The organism is Arthrobacter sp. NyZ413, from assembly GCF_049390645.1.
In the GTDB taxonomy this organism is placed as follows: Bacteria; Actinomycetota; Actinomycetes; order Actinomycetales; family Micrococcaceae; genus Arthrobacter.
This window is the reverse complement of sequence record NZ_CP155434.1, coordinates 1,246,625-1,267,646: the sequence shown is the minus strand read 5'-3', so window position 1 is coordinate 1,267,646 and position 21,022 is coordinate 1,246,625. Positions and strand designations below refer to the sequence as shown.

Here is a 21,022-nt window from a genome sequence, read left to right as displayed (position 1 = left end):
CAGGATGGGAAACCGGCTACGGCACGGCGACGATTCCCCAGTTCATGGTGAACGCCTCCCCCGGCTCGACCCACCGCGGCCCCTCGTCTGAATTAAAGGCGTTGGCCGGTCCCGTCATGGGCTCGAGCGCAACCGCCTTCGAACGTCCCGGGAAGGTGTCGGTGACGAAGACATGGACGTGCGTGCAGTTGCTGTCCTGCTCCAAAGTGACCGTCCTGCCGTCCGGCGCGGACAGCGTGTGGCGGGCAACGCCGTCGTCGAACGCAAGGTCCAAATACGCGGAATCCAGCTCGAGGCTGCCGACGTTCCGGCCGCCGCTCAAATCGAAGTCTCCCTCGACGGGAACCGCGCTGCGCGGGATGAGCCGTTCGTCGGTGACGAGGCGCGTGCGGGCCTGGACCGTCAGGACCGTCTCCTCGGGCGGGACGTCGCCGATGCGGAAGTAGGGGTGGGCGCCCAGCACGAACGGAGCGGGCGACGCCGAATCGTTAATGAAGGTTTGCGAAACCCGCAGGGCGAGTTCGGCGTCGATCCCGTAGCGGACCTGGTGCCGGGCCAGGAACGGGTAGCCGTGCTGCGGGAAGATCACGGCCTCGAGGGTCACCGAGAACTCGTCCTCCGCGACGAGGGCATAAGACGAGTTACGCAGGAGTCCGTGGCTGGCGTTGTTCCGCGAGACCTCGGTGACGTCGAGTTGCTGCTTCTTGCCGTTGAGGTACCAGACACCGTCTTCCACCCGGTTCGCCCACGGCGCCAAGGTGATGCCGGTGGCGCCCGGCGAGATTTGGTCGTCGCCGTAGCTTTCCGTGAATTGGACACCGTTGCGGCTGAACAACCGGAGGCCCGCGGCCAGTTCGGTAACGACGGCGAACGCGTCACCGCGGCGGATTTCGAATTGGCGGCCGGTGGCGAAGCGGCGGGAAACGGCGTCGCCGACGGCGGCCGACGGGGATGTAGGAGGCATGGCACCACCGTACTGCATCGTCGAGTCGTGCGGCGGAAGGCGTCCAATGTTCAATTTTGTTAGATATTTTGCCTTTTTGAGCGGTCTGTGGCACCATAATTTCATGACTCGCCTCACCAGCACACGCCTCGCCGACGGTCGGGAACTGATCTATTTCGACGACCCCGGCTCGCCGGAGCGTGATCCCCGGTCCTTGGTGGACCACCGGGACCTTCCACCCCGTGCTGACCCGGGCGAGTTGCGTTACGACGCCCTCAGCGGCGAATGGGTAGCTGTCGCCGCCCACCGCCAAAGCCGGACACACCTCCCGCCCGCCGACCAATGCCCCATCTGCCCCACCACCCCCGCGAACCCTTCGGAAATCCCGGCGCCGGATTACGACGTCGTGGTGTTCGAGAACCGCTTCCCCTCCTTGGGCCCGGCAGTGGGATCCACTCCGGACGCGCCTTCCTGGGGAACATCGGGACCGGCCTTCGGCCGTTGCGAAGTTGTCTCTTTCACGCCGAAGCACACCGGATCCTTTGCCGAACTCGGCGAGACCAGGGCCCGGACAGTCATTGAAGCCTGGGCACACCGGACCGAAGCGCTCAGTGCCCTCCCCGGGGTCCGGCAGGTCTTCCCGTTTGAAAACCGCGGCGCCGAAATCGGAGTAACGCTCCACCACCCCCACGGGCAGATCTACGCCTACCCCTACGTGACGCCCCGCGCGGCGAGCCTCGGGGCCGAAGCCGGCAAGCACTTCGACGACTCCAAGGGCCGGGAATCGCTCACGTCCTCCATCCTCAAGGCGGAACTGCAGGACGGCAGGCGCATGGTGCTCGAAGCGGAACATTTCAGTGCCTACGTGCCGTTCGCGGCGCGGTGGCCCTTGGAGGTACATCTGGTCCCCCACCGCCAAGTACCGGACCTGGCAGCCCTGACCGGATCCGAACGCGACGAACTGGCCCACGTCTACCTCGACCTGCTCAAACGACTCGACGCCCTGTATCCAACACCGACCCCCTACATTTCCGCCTGGCACCAGGCGCCGCTGGACCCGGCGTTGCGACAGTCCGGCCACTTGCACCTGCAATTGACCTCCCCCCGCCGGGCGGCCGACAAACTCAAATACCTTGCCGGCTCCGAGGCCGCCATGGGAGCCTTCATCAACGACACCACGCCCGAATCCGTGGCCGCCCGCCTGCGCTCGGTCGCCGGCGGCTCCACGCGAGCCGGCAAGACCACCACCGGAATCCCGGAAGGGGCCTCAGCATGACCTCCACTCCCGGCGCTCCCGCAGTGAGTGCCCTCTCCGAACAATTCGAGGCCGCGTTCGGTTCAGTGCCCGACGGCGTGTGGCAGGCTCCCGGACGAGTCAACCTGATCGGTGAGCACACCGATTACAACGAAGGTTTCGTGCTTCCTTTCGCGATCGACAAGACGGCGAAGGTGGCCTTGCGCTTGCGCCCGGATTCGCGGATCCGGCTCCTTTCCACCTTCGGCGCGCAAGGCCTCGTCGAGGCGGACGCCGACACGCTGGTTCCAGGCTCCGCCAAAGGCTGGACGAAATATCCCCTCGGCGTGGCCTGGGCCCTCCAACAGCGCGGCATCGAGGTCCCTGGCTTCGACCTGCTCCTGGACTCCGACGTGCCCCTCGGTGCGGGGCTCTCTTCTTCCCACGCCATTGAAAGCGCCGTCATCCTGGCCCTCAACGAGCTCAAGGAAGCCGGCCTCACGGCAGAAGACATGGTGCTGGAAACGCAGCGGGCCGAAAACGAATTCGTCGGCGCTCCCACCGGAATCATGGACCAGTCTGCCTCCCTGCGCGGTTCCGCGGGCCACGCCGTCTTCCTGGATTGCCGCGACCAAAGCATCCAGTTGGTCCCGTTCGACGCGGAGGAAGCAGGACTCGTGCTGCTGGTCATCGACACCAAGGTCTCCCATTCCCATGCCGACGGCGGCTACGCGTCCCGGCGCGAATCATGCGAATTGGGCGCCCAGGTCCTGGGAGTCCCATCGCTTCGCGACGTCGGCGTCGGCGACCTCGAGGAAGCCAGCGGGCTGCTTGACGACACGACGTTCCGGCGCGTCCGCCACGTAGTAACCGAGAACGACCGCGTACTCCAAACGGTCGAGCGCCTTACCTCGGACGGCCCCGGCCATATCGGCCTGCTGCTCGACGCAAGCCATGCCTCCATGCGGGACGATTTCGAGATCTCCTGCCCGGAACTGGACCTTGCTGTGGACACATCCCGCGCGCACGGCGCCATCGGAGCACGGATGACCGGTGGTGGCTTCGGCGGCTCAGCCATCGCGCTCACCCCGGTGCGGCACGAGCAGGAGGTGCGTGACGCCGTCGTGCGCGCCTTCGAAGCGGCCGGATTCACGACGCCGGACATCTTCACCGTAGTCCCCGCAGCGGGCGCCACACGCCTGATCTGAGCGCCGCACCGCCGGTCGATTCGGCGGAGTGCGGCCACCTGCCGCGGGCGTAAGCTGGGCACATGACTCAGGCCGTCATCGTGTCAGCCGCCAGGAGCCCGATTGGCCGGGCGTTCAAAGGATCCCTCAAGGACGAACGCCCTGACGACCTCGCAGTAGCCATGGTGAACGCCGCGTTGGCCCGGATTCCCGCGTTCGATCCCGGCGCGGCGGACGGGCGCGGCCTGGACGACCTCTACCTCGGATGCGCCGAACCCAGCGGCGAGGCGGGATCGAACATGGCCCGTGTGGTCACCGTCCTCGCCGGGCTGGACATCGTCCCCGCGGCCACCATCAACCGGTTCTGCGCGTCGAGCCTCCAGACCCTGAGGATGGCGTTCCATGCCATTAAGTCCGGGGAAGGCAACGCCTTCGTGGCGGCGGGTGTCGAATCGGTCTCCCGCTACCAGAACTGGGTGGGCGCAGGCGAGACCGATACCAGCGTCCACAATCCCCTCTTCGCCGCGGCCAGGGCACGCACCGCTGCCCGAGCCGCATCCAACACGCCATGGACCGATCCACGCTGGGGCGGCAGGATGCCGGACGTCTACATCGCGATGGGACAGACCGCGGAAAACGTTGCCACAAGCCAAGGGATCAGCCGGGCAGAGCAGGACGAGTGGGCAGTGCTCAGTCAGAACCGCACGGAAGCCGCCATTGCTTCAGGCTTCTATGCCCGGGAGATCACGCCGTACGAACGTAAGGACGGCACCGTGGTGGATCGTGACGATTCGCCCCGGGCAGGCGTCACCCTTGAGGCGGTCTCGGCCTTGCAGCCCGTTTTCCGGCCGCAAGGAACCGTGACCGCGGGCAACGCCTGCCCGCTCAACGACGGTGCTGCCGCCGTCGTGGTCATGAGCGATTCCCGTGCCCGGGAGCTTGGCCTGCAACCCCTGGCCCGCATTGTCTCCACCGGCGTCAGCGCCCTCTCCCCCGAACTCATGGGCATGGGTCCGGTCGAATCGTCCCGCCGCGCCCTCGCCTCCGCCGGACTGACGATGGCGGATATCGACCTCGTTGAACTCAACGAGGCGTTCGCCGTGCAGGTGGTGGCGAGCGCCCGCGAACTCGGCATCGATCCCGAAAAGCTCAACGTCCACGGCGGCGCGATCGCCCTCGGCCACCCCTTCGGGATGACCGGAGCGCGCATGGCCACCACCTTGCTCAACGGCTTGCGCGAACGCGACGGCACCTTGGGACTGGCGACCCTGTGCGTCGGCGGCGGGCAAGGCATGGCTGTCGTTTTCGAGCGCCTTTCCTAGCCTTCCTCGGGGTTAGTCGTCGCCTCGCAGGATCGCCAGCAGGCGGATGATCTCCACGTACAGCCACACGAGGGTGACGGTCAGGCCGAACGCGGCCGTCCAGGAATACCGTTCCGGAGCGCCCTGCAGGACACCTTGCTCAATGCTCGTAAAGTCCATCACCAACGAGAACGCAGCCAGGCCGATGGCCAGTAGCCCGATGAAGACACCCAGCGGAATGCCGAAGATGTGGACACTGGTGCTGAGGCCGAACGGTGAATTCACCACGCCGGTCCACACCATGAGCATGTTGATCACGGCGAAAACGAGGTACCCGAGCATCGCGATCATGAAGAACCGCATCGCCTTGGGAGTGGCGCGCACCTTGCCGCTCTTGAAAAGCGCCAGTGTCACGCCGAAGACGGCCAGGGTTCCGATCACGGCTTGCAGGCCGACGCCCGGGTACAAGGCGTCCAGGAAACGCGTCAGGCCACCAAGGAACAACCCCTCCAACCCGGCATAGCCAAGGATCAAGGCCGGCGACGGCTGCTTCTTGAAGGTGTTGACCATGGCCAAGACGAAGCCGCCCAACGCACCGACGACCATCAAAAGACTGGACGTTCCAGGTGCGACGAACAGGCTGATGGCCGCGCCGATCAGCAAGACAGCGAGGCAAGCCGCCGTCTTGACGATGACGTCGTCGAAAGTCATCCGGCCTGTCTCGGCCGGGCCGGCGGAAGGCCGGTTGTACATCTGCTGCAGCTGGTCGCTGCTCATCTGCTGTGTTTCCCACGACGGCTGGCCGTATTGGGGCTGGCCGTACTGCTGCTGGCCTTGCGGATAACTGGGAACACGCGGTGCCTGTGTGGCTCCACGGAAACTCTTTCCGTTGAAGATCGGGTTGCCGCCGAGTGCCATGATGGATGTCCTTCTTGGTTTGGGTGCGAAGTGATAGTTCACGCTACCAATTCCTACGCTCGGACCGCCCGAATAGTTCCATCGGTCCTGTGCCGGCGTCCCCATATTGAGACCGGGACGCCGGCACGGTCTCTTATCCGACGCCCAAGTAGGCTTCCTTGATCACCGGATTTGCAAGCAATTCCTTGCCGGTGCCGCTATGCGTGATCGACCCGGTCTCAAGGACAAACGCCCGGTTGGCCCGGGCCAAGGCCTGGTTGGCATTTTGTTCGACCAAAAGCACCGTGGTGCCCTGGTTGTTGATTTCGCTGACGATCTTGAAGATCTGCCGGATGAACTGCGGGGCAAGGCCCATCGAGGGTTCATCCAACAGCAGCAATTTCGGATTGGACATCAACGCCCTGCCGATTGCGAGCATTTGCTGCTCGCCACCGCTCATGGTTCCGCCGAACTGCCGGATGCGCTCCTTCAACCGGGGAAAAAGGTCGAAAACCCGCTCGAGGTCCTCCGATATCTTGGCCCGGTCCTTGCGGCCATACGAACCCATGTCCAGGTTCTCCATCACCGTCATGCCCGGGAAAATCCCCCGCCCCTCGGGAGCTTGGGAAATTCCTTGCATGACGCGGACATGCGCCTTCATGCGGGTGATGTCCCTGCCCCCGAACGTGATGGATCCCGACGACGGATGGAGCAAACCCGAGATGGTCCGCATGGTGGTTGTCTTTCCCGCACCGTTGGCACCGATAAGCGAGACGATTTCGCCTTCTTCGACGCTGAAGGACATGTTGGAAATGGCTTGGATCCGGCCGTAGTGGACGGAAACGTTCTTCAGCTCAAGCAACGTCATCTTCAGGCTCCCCGAGATAGGCGGAAATGACCTTGGGGTCATCGCGAATAACCTTCGGCACGTCGTCAGCGATCTTCTTTCCGAACTCCAGGACCACAATCCGGTCCGTGACGCCCATGACCAACTTCATGTCGTGCTCAATGAGCAGAACCGTGTATCCGTCATCGCGGATTGTTCGGATGAGGGACATGAGTTCCTCTTTTTCCGCCGGGTTGAAGCCGGCCGCCGGTTCATCCAAGCAAAGGACTTTGGGGTCCGTTGCGAGCGCCCGGGCGATTTCCAGGCGGCGCTGGTACCCATAGGGCAAGTGCCGCGACAGGAAATGCGCATGGTCGGCGATACCGACGAATTCGAGCAATGCCATTCCCCGCTCAATGGCCGTCTTTTCCTCCCGGACATGGGTGGGCAGGCGAAACAACGCCCCCCCGACGCTCGTTCGGTGCCGGGCGTCCAGGCCAACCACGACGTTCTCCAAGGCGGTCATCTCGCCGAAGAGCCGGATGTTCTGGAAAGTCCTGGCGAGGCCGCGCCTGGTGATCTTGTGCTGCGGCAATCCATTGAGCAACTTCCCCTCCAGCAGGACCTTCCCCGCCGTCGGTTTGTATACCCCTGTCATGGCGTTGAAGCACGTGGTCTTGCCGGCACCGTTGGGACCGATCAGGCCCAGGATTTCACCGCGGTTGATATCGAACGTGACGTTGTCCAAGGCTGTCAGGCCGCCGAACTTGATGGTGAGGTTCTGCACTTGGACCAGCGCCTCGCCCACCTTGGTGACGATATCGCGCTCCGGCGCAACCTTTTCCGCGACCTCAAGGTCCACACCCTGCTCCTTGAGGGCATCGACGTCGATCTCCGGCTCGATTGCTTCACTCATTGCCTGCTCCCTTCGCGGGTTCGGTGGCTATTTGTCCAGGAGCCCGGGCAATTGTCTGCCCAGGGGCGGCGGTACCGCCAAAAGCACCCTTGACCTTGTTGTACGCCAAGCGCCCATACGCAAGGAGGCTCTGGCGTGCCGGCAGGATTCCCCCTGGACGGAAGATCATGATCAGCACCAAGGCCGCTCCGAAGATCAAGTACTTGAATTCGGCGATGGCCGTGAACCGGAGAGGAATGTAAGCCACGAGGGAACCCCCAAGAAGCGCACCCACCTTGTTTCCAGTGCCGCCCATCACCACGGCAGCGACGAACAGGATGGAGGTGGCGATATCGAATTTCTGGTTGTTCACGAATCCGACCTGACCGGCAAACAAGGCGCCGGACAAACCGCCGACGGATGCGCCGATGGCAAATGCCCACACCTTGTATTTGAAGGTGGGAACCCCCATGATTTCGGCGGCGTCCTCGTCCTCGCGGATCGCGATCCACGCCCGCCCCACGCGGCTTCGCTCAAGGTTTCCGGCGGCGAGCAGCACAATGATGATCACTGACAACGTGAACCAGTACCACGGGGTTCCGTTCGAGTTCAGGAAGATCGGCTGCCCGCTTGAATCCGTTCCAGGAGGGTGGCCGACGTTTTGGAAGCCGACCTGGCCCTTCATGGCCGGGATGATGGTCGCGAGGATACGCACGATCTCACCGAAGCCAAGGGTCACGATTGCCAGGTAGTCACCGCGGAGGCGAAGCGTAGGCACCCCGAGGAGCACGCCGAAGAACATCGTGACCGCCATCGCCAACGGCAGTGTCCACAGGTAGGGAATGTGCACGTACGGCGAGTCGGGACTCGTGAACATCGCCGCCGTATAGGACCCGAGCGCGAAGAATGCCACGTACCCCAAGTCCAGGAGGCCCGCATAGCCGACCACGACATTCAGGCCCACGGCCACCAATGCGTACACGGACATTTGCGCCAAGGCGATTTGCCAGTTGTTGCCGGGCTCCGTGGTGATCAACGGCGGATTGAGGATCGGAAGCAAGTACGCGATGACAACCACGACGATCAGGATCAGCCATTGGATATGGCGCGGGAGCGCGTTCCACTTGTCGCCGAGACCCGGGAACCAGCCTTTGCGCTGCCGCCTTCTTGCTTCGCGGTCCGCAATATCCTGGGCCGCCGCATCATCCGGAATCAGTGTGGGACCGTCTGTAGTGCTCATGCCTTGCTCTTTCCTAGCGAGCTGCCAAGGATACCTTCGGGACGAACGATCAAAACCAAAACCAAAACCACGAAGGCAACAACGTCCGTCCACTGCGAACTGCCCAGGAGGACCTGGCCGTAGTTTCCGATCAGCCCGATCAACAAACCGCCCAGCAAAGCGCCCCGGACGTTGCCGATGCCGCCAAGTACAGCGGCCGCGAAGGCTTTGACGCCGAGGATGAAGCCGCCGTTGTACTGCACGCCCGAAGGGATTTTCATGACGTAGAACAATGCCGCCGCGCCAGCGAGGATTCCGCCGATGATGAAGGTTGTGACAATGATCTTTTCCTTGTTGACGCCCATCAGCGTGGCGGTATCCGGGTCCTGCGCCACTGCGCGGATTCCGCGGCCCGTGCGCGAACGCCGGATGAACTGGTCGGTGGCAATCATCAAAATGATGGCAGCGATGACAATGACCACTTGCTGGGAATCGACGATTGTCCCGAAAACATCGAAAATCGGTATTGGCCGGAACATGGTCAAGGCCGCTTCGGGGCTGGGGCCGCGCCACCAATAAATGGTGTACTGAATGGCAAAGGAAACCCCGATCGCCGTAATCAGGAAGGCCAACCGGGGGGCTTTGCGGGTTCTCAGTGGTTTGTAGGCAACGCGTTCAACCACCACGGCCATCAATGCGGAAGCAATAATTGCGACGACGAGCGCAAGGATAAGGTTTCCGACGATCGCCCAAAAGGCAAGGTGCGGTGCGGACGGCCCGAAATTGAGGGCGCTCAGCGTAAAGAACACGCCGTAGCAACCCGTGATAAACACTTCGGAGTGGGCAAAGTTGATGAGGTTCAAAACACCGTAGACGAGCGTGTATCCAAGGGCCACCAGGGCATAAATCGCGCCGAAGGTGAACCCGTCGAAAGTGGAGCTCCAGAAGTTCTCGGCGAGTGAATTGACGTCAAATGTGATCCACGTGTCATCCATAGGCACCGAATGGAGCAAGGTGGGAATTACTTCACTAATCATGGGCACTTCCTGCTGTTGTCAAAGAAATGCTGGGGGTCCGCACGGATGCCAACCCCCAGCATTCAGACGGCCTATGTCACTACTTGCCGATGACGCCGATCGGGACGATCTTGCCGTTCTCGACCTTGTAGCCGTAGACATCCGGGGTTGCCAGTTCACCGGTGGAGTCCCACTTGTAGTGCTTTGACAGCCCGTCCGCGTCGTAGGACTTCACCCAGGAAAGAAGGTCGGCGCGAGTCTGCTTGCCCTTGTCGATACCGGACAACAGGACGGTAGCTGCGTCGTAACCCTCAATGGAGTAGGTTCCGGGCTCTGCGTTCGCCAGCTTCTTGTATTCGGACTCGAAGCTCGGGATCAGCTCTCCGGGAATGCAGGGGCACGTGAAGTAGGCGTTCGACGACGCGTCGCCGGCCTGCTTGATGAACTGGTCATCCTTCACGCCGTCTGGGCCAACGAACGATCCCGTGAATCCCTTGCCAACCAGCTGCTGGTCGAACGGGGCGCCTTCCGCGTAGTAGCCGGCGTAGTAGACAGTGTCCGCCTTCGCGTTCATGATCTTGGAAATGACGGCCGAGAAGTCCTTCTGGCCGGTGACTACCTTGTCCGAACCGACCATGGCGGAACCGAGCGCCTGGGACGTGGTGGTTCCCAGGCCGATGCCGTAGTCGGAATCATCCTGGACCAAGTAGACCTTCTTGGCCTGCAGCTTGTCCGTGAGGAACTTGGCTGCCGCCGGTCCCTGAACGGCGTCATTGCCGAGGGCACGGAAGAAGGTGGTCCAGCCGTTCTTGGTCAGGCCGGGGTTGGTGGCCGACGGCGTGATGTGGACCAGGCCCTTCTGTTCGAAGATGTTGCCTGTTGCCTTGGATTCGCCGGAGAAGGGCAAACCAACAACGCCGATGATGTCCGATTCGGAGACGATCTGCGTGACCGGACCGGTGGCCTTGTTCGGGTCGCCTTCTGTATCGAACTTCTTGAATTGGACCTGGCAGCCGGCGTTGGCGGCGTTGTGCTGGTTGACGGCCAACTGGATGCCGTTGAAGATGTTGATGCCCAGCTGGGCATTGGGTCCGGTCTCGGCACCGGCATAAGCAATGGTGGTGGTGGACGGGCACGTTCCCTTGCCGTCGCCCGCGGGTAGTACAGCCCCGGCGGGAACGTCGACCTTGGAAATCGAAGGGATGTTGACCCTGCCGCTGCTCCCCGAAGATTCCGTATTGCTTGGGCCGGACTGGTTCGCGCAGCCAGCCACCAACATGCCGAGGGCGGCCGTCGTCGCTATCGCCGAAATGACTTTCTTCCCGTACATAAATAACCTCCGCGCCGCATGTGATTCGTGGTCATTCGCCCGAAGCGGCTTTCACTTCGAACATGTTCCATGAGCGTACTACCAAATATGTGTCCCACAACACATATTTGCAGGTCAGGATCGTGTAACGGTCGGTAATGGCAGGCAGCACGAATTCACCGCGTGAACTACATGTAAATTTTGTGCCCCAGCCGGGACTCGAACCCGGACTGAGCGGATTTTAAGTCCGCTGCCTCTGCCGATTGGGCTACTGGGGCGCCCGGACAATCGTAACCCAGCCTGTAACCCGGGAGTGTCGCCGGTCAGCCCGCGTGGAAAGGCGACGCATAGCGGAAGGTGCCCTTGACGCCGTCGGGCCATGCTTTTAACGGCAACAGCTGAAAGTGGTCTCCCCAGGCGGGATCGGGGGCTTCGATCCCCAGCGTCCCCGCGGGGACGTAGCCGAAGCGCGGGTAGTAAGCGGTGCTGCCAAGCAGGGCGATGCCCGGCTCCCCCGCCCGGTCGGCCCGGCGGGCCGACTCGCGCAAGAGCGCGGATCCGATCCCGCGACGTTGCAAGTGGGGCTGCACGCTGATGGGACCAAGGCCCAGGAGTCCGAGCTCGCCGATCCAGCCCCGCGTACTGATGACGTGCCCTACGATGTCGCCGCCGATCTCGGCCACGATGCTGAATTCCGGAAGGTATTCATCGGAGTCGAACAGCTCCCGCAACAACGTCACCTCCTCCGGCGTCCCTTCCACCGGCAGGCCAGTAACGGGGCTGACCGAGAAAGCAGAAGCGGTCAACGCCAGGATGTGCTCGCGGTCGGACGGCTTTTCCGTCCGCAGCACGACGCCTTGCGCCAAGAGTTCCAGGATGTCCATCGCGTGACCGGACTGGGCGGCCGGAACCAGCAAATGGTCGTGGTGGAATCCCGCGAGCACATTGCAGCTGATGCCGGCGGCGGTCAGCGCGGAACTCACGGCCGCGGTCAGGCCGACGGCGTCCAGCGCGGAGTGGATTTGGAGGGTGATCCAGGCCGCGACGAAATCGTAGGACACGCCCAGTCGTTCGGCTTCGTCGCGATGCAGCACTACGGTCAAGCCTTCTGCCTCCCGGACGGCGGCCTCAACGTGGCCTTCGAGGGGCTTGCCGTGCGGCCACAAGGCATACACGTAGTCGCCGTCGCGGAGCGCCGGGTGCATGGACGTGAGGAGGGTCGTCAGATCGCTTTCGCCTGCCATGGTGCCAAGTGTAGGCAGAGATTGTGTACACGTAACGCCCTTATGGACGGGTTTTAAGGGCGTTATCTGTACACAAACTCGGGGGACGACGACGGCGACCGCCCCTTCAGGGGAACGGTCGCCGTCGTCGGGACTGCTTTGGGTGGTGCTACTTTGCGCTGGCCGCTACCGGGTCCTTGGACTCGGCAGCCGGCGCGGGAGCTGCTGCCGGCTTGGGAGCCGGGGTGGCCGCGGCGACGAAAGCGCCGCGCGGGTTGTCCAGGTCCAGCAACTGGGTGGTGTCGCGACCCATGGTCATGCCCAAGAGCCAGTTGAAGATAACGCGGACCTTGCGCTCGCCCGTAGGGATGGCCAGGCCGTGGTAACCACGGTGTGCCAGCCAGGCGAGGCCGCCCTTGAGGCCGATGCGGCCGAAGAGGTTGATGTTGGCAACGCCCTTCCACTCGCCGAAACCGGCAACAGCACCGAGGTTCTTGTGCTTGTAGTCGGCCAGCGGCTTGTCCCAGCGGGATGCCCACAGGTTCTTCGCGAGGCGCTTGGCCTGGCGCAGGGCGTGCTGGGCGTTGGGAACGCAGGTACCGTCCGGCAGGCCCTTGCCCGTGAGGTCCGGAACAGCCGCGATATCGCCGGCGGCCCAGGCGTTGTCGATGATGCCTTCGTCACCGGCGATGCGCAGGTCCGGAAGGACGCGGACGCGGCCGCGCGGCTCCAGCGGGAAGTCGGTGGAGCGGATCATCGGGTTGGCCTGGACGCCCGCAGTCCACACGAGGGTGTCTGCTTCGAACTCCTGGGCAGGCGTCTTGTCCGGGAGGTTGATGAGCTTGAGGCTGCCCTCGGCGTTGTCGAGGGAAGTGTTGAGGAGGACCTCGATGCCACGGCTGCGCAGGTGTCCCACAACCCACTCGGCCTGCTGTGCGGTGACCTCAGGCATGATGCGGCCCATGGCTTCGACGAGGACGAAGCGGACTTCTTCCTGGCGGATGCGCGCGTTGTTCTTGACGGCGGCGCGGGCCAGGTCTTCCATTTCGGTGATGCACTCGATGCCGGCAAAACCGCCGCCGACAACCACGAAGGTCAGCGCCCTGGTGCGTTCGGCAGGGTCCGTCATGGTGGAGGCAACCTCGATGCGCTCCAGGACCTTGTTGCGCAGTGCCACAGCTTCTTCGATGGTCTTCAGGCCGATGCCTTCGTCCGCGAGGCCCTTGATGGGGAACGTGCGGGTGATGGCGCCCGCGGAAACCACGACGTCGAAGTAGGGAACCTCGAAAGGCTCACCCCCGTCAGCCGGAGCCACAACCGCGGTGCGGTTCTGGTGGTCGATGCTGGTGACGCGGCCCTGGATCAGCTCAGTCTGCTTGAGGTGCTGGCGGTGGGAGACGACGGCGTGGCGCGCCTCGATGTTTCCGCCGGCCACCTCGGGGAGGAAGGGCTGGTAGGTCATGTAGGGAAGCGGGTCAACGACGGTGACGATTCCGCCGGCGTTGGCGATCTTCTTCTGCAGCTTGAGGGCTACGTACAGGCCGACGTACCCGCCGCCGACAACAAGGACACGGGGACGGTCAATAAGCTCAGGCGTGGTCATATCACTAGGGTACAGCACTTTGTGAAAATCTTCACTAGCTATTTCCCAAGTCTCATGCCAGGGCCGCGAACCTTATTTCGGCGGACTCGGATCCACGACTTCCACCTCGCCCGATTCCGTCGCCTCCACCGGCTTCGGAGGCGCCCGGTAGGCCCGCCTCAACTGGAACGTCGCACCGGCCAGGATCGCAATGAACAGGACGCCAAAACCAACCACGACGGCGGCCGGAACCGTAGTGTCCGCCTCGGACGGCGCCTTCGCGACAGGGACCGTGGGGTCGGCCAAAGGAGGCAGGGAACTGCTGACTTTGGTGGTCGGCAACGGCGTGGGCGTACTGAGGTCCCCGCGGCGATGGACCCGGATCCAGTCCGCGATCGAGCCCAAGGGATTCGATTGCGCCTCCGGCACGTCGGCCTTGAGCGCGGCTTCGGCGTTCAGGATGCCGTAGCCGTAAATTGGGTCCTTGCCAGGAGCACCTGCATCCTGGGCCGTAGACACGATCCGGTTGATGACCTGTTTGGCGCTCATGGTGGGCCATTTGGAACGGATGAGGGCAGCGACGCCGGAGACGATAGGGGCAGAGCCGGACGTTCCTGCCCAGTCCTCATAGCTGCCCCCGGGGAGACCGCCCACGAGTTGCTCCGATGGGGCCGAGACCCCGATGCTTATCCCCTGCGACGAGGCATCGACGCTGGCGGTGCGGTTCCGGTCAAGCCCCGCCACGGTCAAGACGCCTGGAATGGTTGCCGGTGCGCCCACTTGGACGTTGCCCGCGATCCGGTTGCCGGCCGCCGCGACAACCACGACGTCCTTCTGCTCGGCGTAGAGGAAGGCGGCATCCCAGCTTTGCGGCCAGTCCGGCGAGGTGCTCCCCAAGGAAATATTGATGACCTTGGCGCCGTTGTCCACGGCCCAGCGCACGGCCTCGGGAATCTGTTCCTGGTCCGTCTTGCCCGCGGGGTTCGGCGAACCGAGCCAGGCCGACACGGTCAAAATCTGGGCTTCGGGTGCGACGCCGACTATGCCGTCGGACCCGATGGAGCCGGCTGCGGGTGAAGGCGATGCCGGGGCTCCCGACGGGCTCGGCGGAGTGTGCCCGCGCCCGGCCAGGAGCGTGGCAACGAGTGTCCCGTGCTCGGGCTTGGAACCAATGCTCTTCTGCCCGTCCGGGCTACCGGCCCCTGACGCGTCGGTTCCGCCGACCACTGCGTCTTTGAGATCCGGATGCTGGCCGTCCACGCCGCTGTCGATGATGGCGACTTTCACGCCCGCGCCCTTCGACACTTGCCAGGCAGCGGAGATGCCGTATTCGTTGAGCCAATATTCCTTGTCCCGCCAGGAGTCGGCGAACGCGGACGGCGCGATGAACAATCCGCCGGCCAGGCTCCCTCCGGCCAGGACGGCGGCCAGCGCAGCCGCGGCCGCCCGGAAGCGCCGACGAGGCCGGATCCCTGGCTGGAGACGGTTGCTTCGCTGGTGTCCGCGGACCATCAGCGAATACTCAGCGCGATGCCATCGAGGATGTCGTGCTCGCTTGAGGTCGCTTCACTGATCGCGCCATCGCTCAGCTCGGCCAATCGCTGAAGGATGCGGCGCCACACAAGCGCTCCGGCGCCGATGACATCCACGCGGCCCGGGTGCATGTACGGCAACCGCGCGCGCTCCTCGCGGGTCATCTCGATCAGGCTCGTGGCGGCGTCGCAAATGGTGTCAAGGTCGAGGCTCGCCCCGTGGATCGCTCCGGGATCGTATTCGCCCAGTCCCAGCGCATGAGCCGTGATGGTGGTGATGGTCCCGGCAACGCCCACGACGGCGGTGGCCTGGTTCAGCGGGACGGTGCGGTTCGCCAGGTCGATGGCGGCATCGACGTCGGCTTCCGCGGCGGCGAGTTCCGCCGGCGTCGGGGGGTCGCTGTGGAGGTGCCGTTCGGTGAGCCGGACGCAGCCGATGTCGACGGACTTCGCCGCAATGACGCCGTCGTCGTCTCCGAGGACGAACTCCGTGCTCCCTCCCCCGAGGTCCACCACCAGCACCGCGTCTTTGCCGCTCGGCGGGAGGACGCTGCTTGCCCCGGCGAAGGACAGCGACGCTTCTTCGTCGCCGGAAATGACCTCCGGTTCGACGCCCAGCAACGATCGGATCCCGTCCACGAAGACGTCCCTGTTGCGGGCGTCCCGGCTGGCGGACGTTGCCACGAAACGGATGCGTCCGGCCCCGTGGTGGCGGATCAGCCCGGCGTAGTCGCCAGCGGCCGCGAAGGTGCGTTCGAGGGCTTCGGGCGCCAATTCGCCAGTCGCGTCCACACCTTGCCCGAGGCGCACGACGCGCATTTCACGCACGATGTCCCGGAGCGGGGCGTGCGAGCCGGCGTCGTCCGCGTCGGCGATGAGGAGGCGGATCGAATTGGTACCGCAATCGATGGCGGCTACGCGGTTCATGCGTCCTGCTCCGGGGCGTCGGTTCCGTTCGTAACGGCTTGCTGCGATTTTCGGACGGGTGCCGGCCGGCCCACGATGTCCGGAAGGCCTTGCGGGCCGTGGCGGCTGAGGTCCTTCGAAGGCGCTTGTCCGGCGCTGTCCCACGCGCCTTCGCAATAGCAGCGGTCCACGGTCCACCATTCCTTGATGGCTTCGATGGCTTCGTCGCCGAGTGGGTTCACTCCGGGCCCCGCCGCCAACGAGTGGCCCACCAGGACGTGCAGGCACTTGACGCGGGTGGGCATGCCGCCGGCGGAAACGCCCGAGATCTCGGGAACATCCCCCGTCCCCACGCGGGCCGCGATCTCCTCACGCGCCCGCAAGTAGGCGTCGTGGGCATCACGGTAGGCGGCAGCCAAGGATTCGTCCGCCGCCAAGCGGTCGTTCATGTAGTTCATGAGGCCGCCGGCTTCCAAACGGGAAACCGCAGAAGTGATCACGGGGTGCGTCAAGTAGAACGTGGTGGGAAACGGGGTGCCGTTGCTCAAACGCGGTGCCGTAGCCGCGACCAAGGGATTGCCGCACACGCAACGCGCCGGGATTTCGACGACGTCACGCACGGGCCTGCCGAGTTGGCGGCTCAAGACATCGAGATCGTGGGCTGTTGGCTTGCGGGACTCCTTCGAGGCAAGTGCCGGGTTTTCTTCCACTGGCGCTGCCGTCCTTCCTGCCCTGTTGGGTCGCGTCTATCCAAAGCGCGACGGCGGCGGGCACCGCGTCTAGTCTGTTGCCGAGCGTACGATCGAATCCCACAGCCCATCCACCCATGGCAGATTGGACGGGGTCCCCGAAGCGCCTGAGGCGGTGCGTCCACCCGGTGTGCCGGCGGAATCGTCGCCGCCGAACACCCAATAGCCGGCTTCACCCGGCATAACCATGTTAATGCGGTCCCGGGCCTGCTGTTTCACGTAGTTGGGATCCTGCCAGCGCGTGATCTGCTTGCGCAGGTCGGCCTGCTCCGCCTGTTTGCTCGCGATATCGGCTTGGAGGCCCGAGATTTCCGCTTTCTTCTCGAGCCAGATCTTGACCGTCGGCGCGAGCATGACGGTGATCGCGATCATCACCACCGCGAGGGCGAGCATCCGGCCGGAAAAGGCCTTCGCGGGAACCGGCCTGCCGACGGTTGCGTCGTTGCCGGACGATGTCGGTTTATGGGAGGCCTTTGAAACCGTGGAGTCTCCCGTGCGGCCGCGCCCGGTGGATGTCCCGCCTGCACTGTTCTTGAAAACTGCGCCGTTCTTGGAAACCGCGCCGTTCTTGGAAACCGCGCCGTTCTTGGAAACAGCGCCGGCTGATCCCTTCGCTCCCGCTGAGGCCGGGGCTTCGTGCTGGCCCGGAGCCACCTTGCGGGACTCGCCGAATTCGGCACGGATGACGTGGCCGCCGTCGGGGTTCTTCAGTGGCGCACCTCCGAGGGCGTCTGCCCGGGGGACCTTGGGACGGCGGGTTGCCATGACACTCCTGTAATGCCCGGTGTTTTCCTGGCGGGTTGCTGCTCGTCGCGTGCCTTCGGGCCAGCCGGTTCGCCGAAGTGCAAGCGCGCTTCCTTAAACGGAACCGGTGGCTATGGTCTTTCCACCATAGCCACCGGTCAGGCGTTTACGCGGACACTAGCCCTTGAAACGCGGGAAAGCGCTGCGGCCGGCGTAGCGTGCGGCGTCGTCGAGTTCTTCTTCGATGCGCAGCAGTTGGTTGTACTTCGCGACGCGCTCGGAGCGGGCCGGGGCACCGGTCTTGATCTGTCCCGCGTTGGTGGCAACGGAGATGTCGGCAATGGTGGTGTCCTCGGTTTCGCCGGAACGGTGCGAGGTGATGGTGGTGTAGCCGGAACGCTGGGCCAGGGAAACGGCGTCCAGGGTTTCGGTCAGGGAACCGATCTGGTTGACCTTGACGAGCAGGGAGTTGGCCGTCGCGGCGTCGATACCCTGCTGCAGGCGCTCGGGGTTGGTCACGAAGAGGTCGTCGCCAACCAGCTGGACCTTGTCGCCGATCGTGTCGGTGAGGGTCTTCCAACCTTCCCAGTCGTTCTCGTCCAGCGGGTCCTCGATGGAGACCAGCGGGTAGTCGGCAACGAGTTCGGCGTAGTAGGCGCTCATCTCGGCGGCCGAGAGGGACTTGCCTTCGAACTGGTAGGCGCCGTCCTTGTAGAACTCGGAGGAAGCGACGTCCAGCGCCAGGGCGATGTCTTGGCCCGGGGTGTATCCGGCGTTCTTGATGGCTTCCTGGATCAGGTCCAGTGCGGCACGGTTGGACGGCAGGTTCGGCGCGAAACCGCCTTCGTCGCCGAGGCCGGTGGAGAGGCCCTGGGCCTGGAGGACGGACTTGAGGTTGTGGTAGACCTCAACGCCCCAGCGGAGGCCCTCGGAGAAGGTCTCGGCGCCGATCGGGGCGATCATGAATTCCTGGATGTCGACGTCGGAGTCGGCGTGCGAGCCACCGTTGAGGATGTTCATCAGCGGGACAGGCAGGACGTGTGCGTTCGGGCCGCCCAGGTACTTGTAGAGGGGCAGGTCCGCGGAAGCGGCTGCGGCGTTGGCCACGGCGAGGGAAACACCAAGGATGGCGTTGGCGCCGAGCTTGCCCTTGTTGGCCGTGCCGTCGAGGTCGATCATGGCCTGGTCGATGCTGCGCTGGTCCGTTGCGTCGAAGCCGATCAGAGCCGGGGCGATTTCGTCGATGACCGCGTCAACGGCCTTCTGGACGCCCTTGCCGAGGTAGCGGCCCTTGTCGCCGTCGCGCAGTTCAACGGCCTCGTGCTCGCCGGTGGAGGCTCCGGACGGGACTGCCGCGCGGCCGATCTGGCCATCGGAAAGCAGAACTTCAACTTCTACTGTCGGGTTTCCGCGGGAGTCAAGGATCTCGCGGGCGTGGATGGCATCGATAAGCGCCATGGACTGCTCCTTATGGTGAAGCGATTTACTGGGAATCTAGAGGGAAATTCTCGACGTCCTCGTCGCCACTAGCCTAGTCGAGACGGGCCAACGTTACGGAACGGCGTCGGACCCGGGCCTTTCGTGTGGCTTCCATGCGGTTTCGTTTCCATGTTGTTGGTAGCGGCGGACGGCACCGCGCAACGCCCGTTCGGCGTCGAGGCCTTTCTCCCGCGCGCCGGCGACGACGGCGAGCAGGAGGTCGCCGAGGTCGCCTTCGGAGCCGGGAACCTCCGCCGGGACAACGTCCGGGCGGGAGTGCCCGACGACGCCGGAACGCGCCGCCCGATCGGCCCTGTCGAGGGATTTCTGCGCCAGCGCGAGCGCCGGGAGATGGGGTGGTATGCCTTCGAATGGATCCGTCCGCCCCGGCTTTTCAGCCTTTTTGACGGCATCCCATTTCTCGACGATCTCTTCGACAGTGGCCGGAAAGGAGTCCTGCAACGTTCCGTCGGGCTTGAAGACGTGCGGATTGCGCCGGATCATCTTCTCCGTAATGGTGCGGGCGACGTCGTCGAACGCGAACTGGCCGCGCTCCTCGGCGAGCCGGGCGTGAAGCACTACTTGGAGCAGCACATCGCCCAGCTCGCCGCGGAGTTCATCGGCGAAGCCGGCGCTTCCGGAACCGGACTCCGAACGGCCCCGGGAACCGGCCTCGATCGAATCAACCACTTCGTAGGCTTCCTCGATCAGGTACTCCACGAGCGATTCGTGCGTCAGGGCCCCCATCCAAGGACAATGTTCGCGAAGGGACGCGATTGTTTGGACAAGCGCGGCTACGGCTGAATGCCCGCTAGGCAAGGTTGGCGTAGGCGTCGTTGATGTACTCCACAAGCGCCTCTTTTTCGTCCAGCGGCAAGAAGGAGGATTCGGCTGCGTTCAGGGTCAGTTCGAGGAGATCGTCGAGGTCATAGTCGAACGTCTCGACGAGCAGTTCGAACTCCTCTGTCAGGGTCACGCCGCTCATGAGCCGGTTGTCCGTGTTGATGGTCACGTTGAAGCCCAATTGGTACAGCATGTCCAGCGGGTGGTTCTCGATGCCTTCGCCGAAGTTCGCGATCGCTCCGGTCTGGAGGTTGGACGAAGGGCAGATCTCCAACGCGATCCCGCGGTCGCGGACCCAGCCCGCCACTTCACCCAAGGTGACCATGCCCACTGTGTCCTCGGAGTCGTCGTCGGAGTCGTGGTCGGCGTCCTCGAATTCGACACTGATATCCTCCGCGATCCGCACGCCGTGCCCGAGGCGCAAGGCGCGGCCGTCCACAAGCGCGGACTGGATGCTTTCCAGTCCCGCTGCTTCGCCGGCGTGCACGGTGGCCGGGAAATTGTGCTCGGCGAGGTAGGTGAAGGCGTCTTTGAAACGGGAGGGAAGGAAGCCGTCTTCAGCTCCGGCGATGTCGAAACCGATGGCACCGTTGTAGCGGTGGCGGACAGCGAGTTCCGCGATTTCCTGGCCGCGGTCCGCGTGGCGCATTGCCGTGATGAGCTGGCCGACCCTGATCTGGCGGCCTGATTCCTCAACAACCGCAACACCGGCGTCGAGGCCCTCCTGCACGGCCTCTACAACCTCATCCAGGGTGAGGCCCTTCTGCAGGTGCTGCTCGGGCGCCCAGCGGATCTCGCCGTACACCACACCGTCGTCCGCGAGGTCCTCAACGAATTCCTTGGCGACCCTGGCCAGGCCCTCTTTCGTCTGCATGACGGCGACCGTGTGGTCGAAAGTTTCGAGGTAGCGGACCAAGGAACCGGAATCGGCCGACTCGCGGAACCACTGGCCCAGTGCAACGGGATCAGTGGATGGCAGGACGTGGCCGACGGCATCGGCGAGTTCGATGATGGTGGCCGGGCGCAGTCCCCCGTCCAAATGGTCGTGAAGGGAAACCTTCGGAAGTCGTTTCAGGTCGAAGTCAAGGGCTGGGGCGGCGTCAACAATGGGCTCAGTCACCCCTCAACTCTAGGGGG

19 protein-coding genes and 1 tRNA gene are annotated in these 21,022 nt (G+C 64.1%); 3 read left to right on the top strand and 17 right to left on the bottom strand.

The genetic code is table 11. The features are described 5' to 3' along the window. Nucleotides 1-16 precede the first annotated feature (16 nt). The gene (locus ABCW42_RS06050; protein ID WP_423184002.1) at nucleotides 17-964 is read right to left on the bottom strand and encodes an aldose 1-epimerase family protein; all 948 of its coding nucleotides are present in this window, start codon (nucleotides 962-964) and stop codon (nucleotides 17-19) included. 103 nt (nucleotides 965-1,067) lie between these two features. Between ABCW42_RS06050 and galT the strand changes: the two genes are divergently transcribed. From galT to ABCW42_RS06035, 3 genes are all read left to right on the top strand, one after another. Next, nucleotides 1,068-2,219, top strand: coding sequence for a galactose-1-phosphate uridylyltransferase (galT, locus tag ABCW42_RS06045; RefSeq protein WP_423184001.1), 1,152 nt, complete (start codon nucleotides 1,068-1,070; stop codon nucleotides 2,217-2,219). Next, the gene (gene galK, locus ABCW42_RS06040; RefSeq protein WP_423184000.1) at nucleotides 2,216-3,385 is read left to right on the top strand and encodes a galactokinase; all 1,170 of its coding nucleotides are present in this window, start codon (nucleotides 2,216-2,218) and stop codon (nucleotides 3,383-3,385) included. The genes galT and galK overlap by 4 nt, the downstream gene beginning before the upstream one ends. Before the next feature lie 62 nt (nucleotides 3,386-3,447). Further along, the gene (locus tag ABCW42_RS06035) at nucleotides 3,448-4,686 is read left to right on the top strand and encodes an acetyl-CoA C-acetyltransferase (protein WP_423183999.1); all 1,239 of its coding nucleotides are present in this window, start codon (nucleotides 3,448-3,450) and stop codon (nucleotides 4,684-4,686) included. 12 nt (nucleotides 4,687-4,698) lie between these two features. On the opposite strand, the gene ABCW42_RS06030 is transcribed toward ABCW42_RS06035, so the two are convergent. The 16 genes from ABCW42_RS06030 to ABCW42_RS05955 form a co-directional block, all read right to left on the bottom strand. After that, a complete protein-coding gene (locus tag ABCW42_RS06030) occupies nucleotides 4,699-5,583 on the bottom strand; it encodes a Bax inhibitor-1/YccA family protein (RefSeq protein WP_423183998.1) in 885 nt (294 codons plus the stop codon). 133 nt (nucleotides 5,584-5,716) lie between these two features. Then, nucleotides 5,717-6,424 (bottom strand): ABC transporter ATP-binding protein, encoded by a 708-nt coding sequence (locus tag ABCW42_RS06025; protein WP_423184817.1) that lies wholly within the window; start codon nucleotides 6,422-6,424, stop codon nucleotides 5,717-5,719. Beyond that, a complete protein-coding gene (locus tag ABCW42_RS06020) occupies nucleotides 6,417-7,304 on the bottom strand; it encodes an ABC transporter ATP-binding protein (RefSeq protein WP_423183997.1) in 888 nt (295 codons plus the stop codon). The genes ABCW42_RS06025 and ABCW42_RS06020 overlap by 8 nt, the downstream gene beginning before the upstream one ends. Further along, complete coding sequence (locus tag ABCW42_RS06015) at nucleotides 7,297-8,523, bottom strand: branched-chain amino acid ABC transporter permease (RefSeq protein ID WP_423183996.1); 1,227 nt, start codon at nucleotides 8,521-8,523, stop codon at nucleotides 7,297-7,299. The genes ABCW42_RS06020 and ABCW42_RS06015 overlap by 8 nt, the downstream gene beginning before the upstream one ends. Further along, nucleotides 8,520-9,539, bottom strand: coding sequence for a branched-chain amino acid ABC transporter permease (locus tag ABCW42_RS06010; protein ID WP_423183995.1), 1,020 nt, complete (start codon nucleotides 9,537-9,539; stop codon nucleotides 8,520-8,522). Before ABCW42_RS06010 ends, ABCW42_RS06015 begins: the two co-directional genes overlap by 4 nt. A gap of 79 nt (nucleotides 9,540-9,618) precedes the next feature. Next, nucleotides 9,619-10,848, bottom strand: a complete 1,230-nt coding sequence (locus ABCW42_RS06005; protein WP_423183994.1) for a branched-chain amino acid ABC transporter substrate-binding protein — start codon at nucleotides 10,846-10,848, stop codon at nucleotides 9,619-9,621. 183 nt (nucleotides 10,849-11,031) lie between these two features. Further along, a tRNA-Leu gene (locus tag ABCW42_RS06000) sits at nucleotides 11,032-11,105 on the bottom strand. A gap of 45 nt (nucleotides 11,106-11,150) precedes the next feature. Continuing rightward, nucleotides 11,151-12,071, bottom strand: coding sequence for an N-acetyltransferase (locus tag ABCW42_RS05995; protein WP_423183993.1), 921 nt, complete (start codon nucleotides 12,069-12,071; stop codon nucleotides 11,151-11,153). Nucleotides 12,072-12,219: 148 nt separating this feature from the next. After that, entirely contained in the window at nucleotides 12,220-13,653 is a 1,434-nt protein-coding gene (locus ABCW42_RS05990) for an NAD(P)/FAD-dependent oxidoreductase (RefSeq protein WP_423183992.1), read from the bottom strand. A 72-nt stretch (nucleotides 13,654-13,725) separates the two neighbouring features. Further along, complete coding sequence (locus tag ABCW42_RS05985) at nucleotides 13,726-15,144, bottom strand: S8 family serine peptidase (protein ID WP_423183991.1); 1,419 nt, start codon at nucleotides 15,142-15,144, stop codon at nucleotides 13,726-13,728. Beyond that, nucleotides 15,144-16,091 (bottom strand): exopolyphosphatase, encoded by a 948-nt coding sequence (locus ABCW42_RS05980; RefSeq protein ID WP_423183990.1) that lies wholly within the window; start codon nucleotides 16,089-16,091, stop codon nucleotides 15,144-15,146. Before ABCW42_RS05980 ends, ABCW42_RS05985 begins: the two co-directional genes overlap by 1 nt. Beyond that, nucleotides 16,088-16,780: a DUF501 domain-containing protein gene (locus ABCW42_RS05975; protein WP_423183989.1), complete on the bottom strand. Its 693-nt coding sequence runs from the start codon at nucleotides 16,778-16,780 to the stop codon at nucleotides 16,088-16,090. Before ABCW42_RS05975 ends, ABCW42_RS05980 begins: the two co-directional genes overlap by 4 nt. A gap of 69 nt (nucleotides 16,781-16,849) precedes the next feature. Then, nucleotides 16,850-17,584 (bottom strand): FtsB family cell division protein, encoded by a 735-nt coding sequence (locus ABCW42_RS05970; RefSeq protein WP_423183988.1) that lies wholly within the window; start codon nucleotides 17,582-17,584, stop codon nucleotides 16,850-16,852. Between the two features lie 156 nt (nucleotides 17,585-17,740). Beyond that, a complete protein-coding gene (gene eno / locus ABCW42_RS05965) occupies nucleotides 17,741-19,021 on the bottom strand; it encodes a phosphopyruvate hydratase (RefSeq protein WP_423183987.1) in 1,281 nt (426 codons plus the stop codon). A gap of 93 nt (nucleotides 19,022-19,114) precedes the next feature. Further along, a complete protein-coding gene (locus ABCW42_RS05960) occupies nucleotides 19,115-19,789 on the bottom strand; it encodes a MazG nucleotide pyrophosphohydrolase domain-containing protein (protein ID WP_423183986.1) in 675 nt (224 codons plus the stop codon). A gap of 64 nt (nucleotides 19,790-19,853) precedes the next feature. Then, entirely contained in the window at nucleotides 19,854-21,005 is a 1,152-nt protein-coding gene (locus ABCW42_RS05955; protein ID WP_423183985.1) for an adenosine deaminase, read from the bottom strand. Nucleotides 21,006-21,022 lie beyond the last annotated feature (17 nt).